General features: G+C 38.3%; 7 protein-coding genes. 1 reads left to right on the top strand and 6 read right to left on the bottom strand.

Annotation, left to right across the window (positions count from 1 at the left end):
* Nucleotides 1-13 precede the first annotated feature (13 nt).
* The 3 genes from K6G87_RS14445 to K6G87_RS14435 all read right to left on the bottom strand — a co-directional run bounded on the left by K6G87_RS14445 (nt 14) and on the right by K6G87_RS14435 (nt 3627).
* Nucleotides 14-1162, bottom strand: a complete 1149-nt coding sequence (locus K6G87_RS14445; RefSeq protein WP_296838762.1) for a TRAP transporter substrate-binding protein — start codon at nt 1160-1162, stop codon at nt 14-16.
* A gap of 264 nt (nt 1163-1426) precedes the next feature.
* Nucleotides 1427-2167 carry a response regulator transcription factor gene (locus K6G87_RS14440; protein ID WP_296838759.1) on the bottom strand — a complete coding sequence of 247 codons (741 nt, stop codon included), beginning with the start codon at nt 2165-2167 and terminating at the stop codon, nt 1427-1429.
* Nucleotides 2152-3627 (bottom strand): sensor histidine kinase, encoded by a 1476-nt coding sequence (locus K6G87_RS14435; RefSeq protein ID WP_296838757.1) that lies wholly within the window; start codon nt 3625-3627, stop codon nt 2152-2154. Before K6G87_RS14435 ends, K6G87_RS14440 begins: the two co-directional genes overlap by 16 nt.
* Before the next feature lie 140 nt (nt 3628-3767).
* Here K6G87_RS14435 and K6G87_RS14430 point away from each other — a divergent pair, with 140 nt between their 5' ends.
* Nucleotides 3768-4106 carry a cupin domain-containing protein gene (locus K6G87_RS14430; RefSeq protein WP_296838755.1) on the top strand — a complete coding sequence of 113 codons (339 nt, stop codon included), beginning with the start codon at nt 3768-3770 and terminating at the stop codon, nt 4104-4106.
* 260 nt (nt 4107-4366) lie between these two features.
* On the opposite strand, the gene K6G87_RS14425 is transcribed toward K6G87_RS14430, so the two are convergent.
* The 3 genes from K6G87_RS14425 to K6G87_RS14415 all read right to left on the bottom strand — a co-directional run.
* The gene (locus K6G87_RS14425) at nt 4367-4846 is read right to left on the bottom strand and encodes an S-ribosylhomocysteine lyase (RefSeq protein WP_027216398.1); all 480 of its coding nucleotides are present in this window, start codon (nt 4844-4846) and stop codon (nt 4367-4369) included.
* Between the two features lie 88 nt (nt 4847-4934).
* Nucleotides 4935-5513, bottom strand: coding sequence for a dimethylsulfonioproprionate lyase family protein (locus K6G87_RS14420; protein WP_296838751.1), 579 nt, complete (start codon nt 5511-5513; stop codon nt 4935-4937).
* Nucleotides 5506-6175, bottom strand: a 670-nt coding sequence (locus K6G87_RS14415) for a hypothetical protein (RefSeq protein WP_296838749.1), incomplete at its 5' end; no start/stop codon positions are given. The genes K6G87_RS14420 and K6G87_RS14415, both read right to left, overlap by 8 nt.

The following is a 6175-nucleotide window of genomic DNA, read 5'->3' as shown; positions in this document are numbered from 1 at the left end:
TTTTATAATTTAATTAGTTGGCCATATCAAGAATCTGCTGATAAATATCTGCAAGATCTCCTGTAGCATACTGCTCTACGATTGGTTTACAAGCTTCCTGCCATGGTGTCTTATCAGTTACTTCGATAACATTACGACCATCAGCTTTAAGCTGTTCAAGAACTTCATTTTCTTTCTGTTCAGAAACCTCTCTACAATAATCAGAAGCAATCTTACCTGCATCAAGGATTACCTGCTGCTGATTCTCTGTAAGTTCGCCCCATGACTTCTCTGTGATGATAGTCATCATTGCGCCAAGTGTATGTCCATCAAGTGTAAGGTTAGGACCTACTTCATCAAATGAGTTGGACTTATAGTTAGCTGTTGGCTGCTCAGCGCCATCAATTGTTCCATTCTGAAGTGACTGATAGATTTCAGACATAGATACAGGTGATGGTGTTGCGCCAAGATTCTCAACCATTGCTGTCATAACAGGGTCATTGGATACGCGGATCTTCATACCCTTCATATCTTCAGGTGATGAGATTGGCTTATCTTCTGCTGTAAAGAAGTGACGGAATCCCTCTTCTCCATAATAAAGGCCCTTAACTCCAAGTCCTATCTCTGAAGACTGATTAAGGAAATCCTGTGCAAGCTCTGAGTTAGCAAATGTCCAGAAATGGTCTCTATCCTGGAAAGTATAAGGAAGTGAAAGAAGTGTTGCCTTGTCACATCCATATGAATTAAGTGCAAAAGCTGAAATACGGCAGATGTCAACTGTTCCTGTTCCGCCAAGCATACCATCAAGGATGTCTGCTTCAACACCAAGAACACCGCTGCCCTGAAGATCGATCGTAATAGAACCGCCAGACATGGCTTCTACTGCTTCTTTGAATTTAGTATCCATGGCACCACAGATTGTTCCATCAACAGGATTAACCTCTGCCATTGTAAGTGTTACTGCCGGATCTGCAGCTGCTGCTTCATTAACTTCATACTCTGAACTTGTATCCGCAGCATCTGTCTGCTGTGTTGTATCTGTAGTTTCAGTCTCGTTTGAAGTATCCTGTACTTCCTGTGAAGCATCCTGTGAGCTGTCAGCCGGAGCATTAAGTCCGCAGCCTGACATCATTGCAACTGCAATAGATGCGCTCATCAAAGCACTAAATAGTTTTTTTCTCATAGTCTAACCCTCCCAACTATAATTGATCACAGAAATACTAATTAGATATTTTTAATCCAAATAATATTGAACGCTCTAAGCCTTCAAATTATCTGCTTTCTGCGACCATGTCATTGTTTACAATCACATTATATAGTGGAAAAATACGACTATAAAATAGCAATATTTTTACATCGAATAGTAAAATTTGAACTAAATACAATTATTATGTATAGTTTTAATAATATTCAATTGCTATTTATGTGCACAATATACAACGCATAATTACATATTTAATCTATAATCACTTGGCAGACATTTCATTACTCTTTTAAAAACTTTGGTAAAATAATTTGAATCCTCATATCCCACAGCTTTGCCTATATCCTTAACGCTAAGCTGGGTCGTTTTTAACAGCTCAACTGCCTTTTTGATCCTGTATTCCGTAAGAAAACTGATAAAGCTTTCTCCAAAATGCTGTTTGAAAAGTCTGCAAAAATATACCTCTGAATAAGCGAACTTTTCAGCCATTACCTGCACTGACAGATCCTCACCGTAATGCTTCTCTATGTATTTAAGAATCTCATCAGCAGTGCTTTCATTGCTTCTATCGCTATCATCTAAGACTTCAATTCTTCCTGCCGCTTTTTGAGGCTTACTTGCTCCTATTGCTTCCTCTACAGATAGTACAAGTTCTTTTTCATCACAGGGTTTTAACAGATATTCAAGCGCATGAACGGATATTGCTTTTCTGGCATAATCAAATTCATTAAAAGCAGTAAGGAAAATAATACCGCAGTCATAACTCATATCTCTTATTGCTTTAGCTGCTTCAAGTCCATTCATTCCCGGCATTTCAATATCAAGTATCAAAAGATCAGGAACATTTTTCTTAACCTTTTCAACAACTTCTCTTCCGTTTTCCGCTACTATTATCTTGCACCTGTCCCCAAAGTTATCGATCAGTTTTTTTCTTAAGACCATTCTCTCTATCATTTCATCATCTGCTATCAATATCGTATACATATAGTCACCGTTGTTCCTTGTCCCTCAATACTATCTACAGTTACATCGCTGTTTGCATAAAGGCTTCTGATCCTGTCCTTCACATTTGTAAGTCCTATACCTGCGTGATCCGAAGTTACTGATACAGACCTTGCATTAAGCTCATCAAGTTTGTCTCTGGTCATGCCTGCCCCTGTATCCATAACACTTATATAAAGCGATTCATCTTCCTTATAAACCTTAAGCTCTATCCTGCCACCATCTTCAATATGAGATATTCCATGCACCACTGAGTTCTCAACAATAGGCTGAAGAAGAAGAGCCGGCACTGTAATGCTGTTAATATCAAGACTTTCATCTATATTTTTGATATATACAAGTCTTGACCCAAATCTCATTCTCTGAAGATACATATAATCATCTATGATACTGATCTCCTGTGAAAGAGATACAAACTGAGAGCTTGTCCTTAAGTTGTATCTGAAAAGGTGTGACAGACTGGTTATCATCTTTTGGGTAGTATCAGCACCCTCAAGCTCTGCCATGCCTGATATAACATTAAGTGTATTAAAAAGAAAATGCGGATTTATCTGGCTTTGAAGTAGATCAAGTCTTGCGATACTTAGCTGCTTTTCTATCTCAAGCTTCTCCATTTCTTCTTTGTGGATCCTTTTAGTAAGTTCCTGATTTTCCTGAAGTGTATTTATATGCTCAGACATAGCATGCTTCATTATATTGAAGGTATCTACAAGTTCTCCTATCTCATCTTCATTAGATACTTTGATATCTTCTGCATCAAATCTCTTTTCAGAAATGTCATGAACACCTTCTGCAAGCTTTTTAAGAGGCCTTGTTACTGTCATAGAAAGTATTCGTCCAAAACCTGCTGCAAGAAAAAGTCCTATTGCACTTATTATCGCAAGAACAAGAGGAAGTCTGTCTATAAGGGTGACTTTTCTTGAATATAGACCGCTTCCCTCTTTGACTGTTATCTTGGTAAGTTCCTGAATATATGAATATATACTGTTTTGCATATCATAAAGGTCGTATATTTTCTGATCAAGCTCGCCATTTAGCACATCTTTAAGAACTTTGTCCCTGTTCATTTCATAATAATCATAAGCATTGATTATTCTCCAGGTCCTTGCATATCTCTCAGCACCTATCTCATTGTATGTATAGGGAAGACCTGTAATAGTAGCTCTTGTATGAAGACACGCCTTTTCATAAGCTTCCTTGTTGGTATCTATATCATTTCTAATATACTTTTCGAAAGCTTCATTTTCCTCTTCAAATGCTGTCTGAACATTTACACACCTTGTAAGATCAGAAAGAATTGTTCCAAGATCATTTATTGATCCTCCGATTATGAACATATTAAAAACACCCACCGCTATAACCACAGCAATAATGGTAAGTGAATATATTCTAGTCTTTCTTTCAATTGAAAGTTTAAGCCATAACTTCTTCAATATTTTCATAATCTTCCATTTACATAATTCAGGTTCAAATTTTCTCTTTATTATTAATTAAATATGTGCTTATATATACTTCAGAATCATAAATTCATCTCATCATTTATGATTCCTAATAAATGAAACGATAATATTGGAGGTATAGTATGAAAAACGACAGATGGGTATATCACAAAGATGTAACACCTCAGGATCTTGGTAACGGCGTAGTAAGACGTGTCCTTGCTTACAGTAGCGACGTAATGACAGTTGAAAATCATTTTGAAAAAGGCGCTGTAGGAGCTCTTCATCACCATCCTCATACTCAGATAACTTACGTAGTTAGCGGTAAGTTTGAGTTTGAAATTGACGGTGAAAAACACGTTGTAGAAAAAGGTGATACACTCTTAAAGACTGACAGCGTAGAACATGGCTGCGTATGTCTTGAAGAAGGTATCCTTTTGGATATCTTTACCCCATATCGTGAAGATTTTGTAAACGACTAATGCGCTGACTTGTTCATATCTGATCAAAGATGAATGAGTAAGTACACTAGTATCTCCCCTCAAAATTTACCACTATAAAATAGCACATTTCCTGTAAAAAAAAAAGACTCTCGTTTTAGAACAGATTCCTGCGATGCAGGTTTCTATTCTAAATCGAGAGTTTTTTCATGATCCTTATTTATGATCTTTATTATTTCAATGCCCTATATAACAGTATCAGATAACTAGTATAAGTCTTTTCTAAAGGCATCTGCTATAGTTTACTCCGGATATACCAGCTGATCTTCGCTTATGTTATAGAGCACATTATCCAGGTATCTAGCTGCAAGAAAGTTAGCCATTGCAAGGTTCTGATCCAGATAATTGCCGCAGTCTCTTGCCGCTGCCCCAGGGATATCACCTTCAAAATCTCTTATGAATTCAAAAAGTCTTGTAAGAAGGTCCACAATATCCCTGCTATCAAGATCTCCTGCCAGAACCAGATAGAATCCTGTCCTGCAGCCCATAGGACCAAAATATATGGTCCTATCACCAAACTCCTTATCATTTCGAAGAAATGTTGCACCAAGATGCTCTATCGTATGTATTTCTGCTGTATTCATAACAGGTTCCTTGTTAGGTGCTGTCATGCGAAGATCGAAGGTTGTGATCACTTCCTCTCCTACAGTATCCCTGCGTGATACATACACTCCAGGTACTAGTTTTAAATGATTAACTGTAAAGCTTGCTATCTTTTCCATTTCATATCCTTTCTCATCAATTGTTTACTACTGCTCACGCTTGAACAGACAAGCATCCTTAATGACTTTATATGATAGTTTACGTTCTTCACACATATTCAGACAAAGTCACTACATCATTTCCGCTCCAGGTATATAGTGCAAGAAGTGCCTGATCATAAGTCTGCATCTTATGAATCTTATTAGAAGGATGCAGGATCACTTCACCGGGCACTCTTTTGCTGGTTGCTCCTTCAAGTGTCCATTCTGCAATACCTGATAGGACTTTGTATAGCTCTATGGCAGGATGTCTGTGCTCCGGGTACAAAGTGTAAGGTGATATCAATGTAAATCCAAGGCAGAAATCATCTGACTTGTATGGAGCTTCAGGCCCTATAAGCTCTGCCCATCCCATATATGAACCCAAGTCTTTCTTATCTTCTCTTTCTTCGTAGTTGTACTTCCAGGGAAGATAGTCGAATACTTCCCTGATAAGCCTTAGCAAGGGCTCCGTCTCTTTAGATCCATGAAGAGTAGATGACTCTGCATATTTCAAAAGTGGAGACGTGCTCTTTTCAAATGAGCCTGTCTGCTCCGGAATGTTATTACTATCTATATTGTTTTCATTCAAAAGCTTTATAGCTTCATCGATGATCTTTCTGATCTTTATATCAAGTTCTTTAGACATGTGACTTCAGCACTACGACTGTATGTCCTATGCTGCCTCCGTTTTTGAAGATTTCAAAAGCTTTAGTTGCAGTAAGTCTCTTATCTTCAAGCGCCTTCTCAATTTCAAAAGCTTTTCGGCCGGACTCTTCTACGCTGACTCCATTAAAGGCTTCTTCAAGATCTTTTGCTCTATAGAATATGAAGGGACCAAATCCCTCTTCTTCCTGCCTTGCATATCCTCCTATTACGTCCAAAGGCTCAGCCTGAACCTTCCACTGATAGGTATAGATCTCAGATTGTACCCCGGCCAGTTCTCCAAGTCTGATAAAAGAGCTAAGAGGTACTCTCCCTCCCATTAATGAAAATACAAATCCATCATCCGTAAGATAATCACCGGCCTGAACCAGAGCCAGATAGTGAAGATCCAGCATATCGCCGTGAACCTTATCAGGGATTTTCTCTAATCTTTTTTCAAGATAGTGACCACTGTTGCGGCTGTCTGTGACTTCCTTGTCATCTGCAAGCGGCACGTTCGGAAGGTTCTCGTATATGACGTCGAACTTCGGACGATTTTCAGGTTCTGACTCATTTGCAAATGGAGCAAAGAGGTCGCCTGCGCCGCTAAGCAGATTGTAGGTGCTATTTTTCTTAAGTCCTTTTTCAACATTTTGTCTTGCTATA

This window comes from Butyrivibrio sp. (assembly GCF_024699075.1).
Note: the sequence above shows the minus strand (reverse complement) of the source record. Positions and strands in the feature narration are given on the sequence as shown.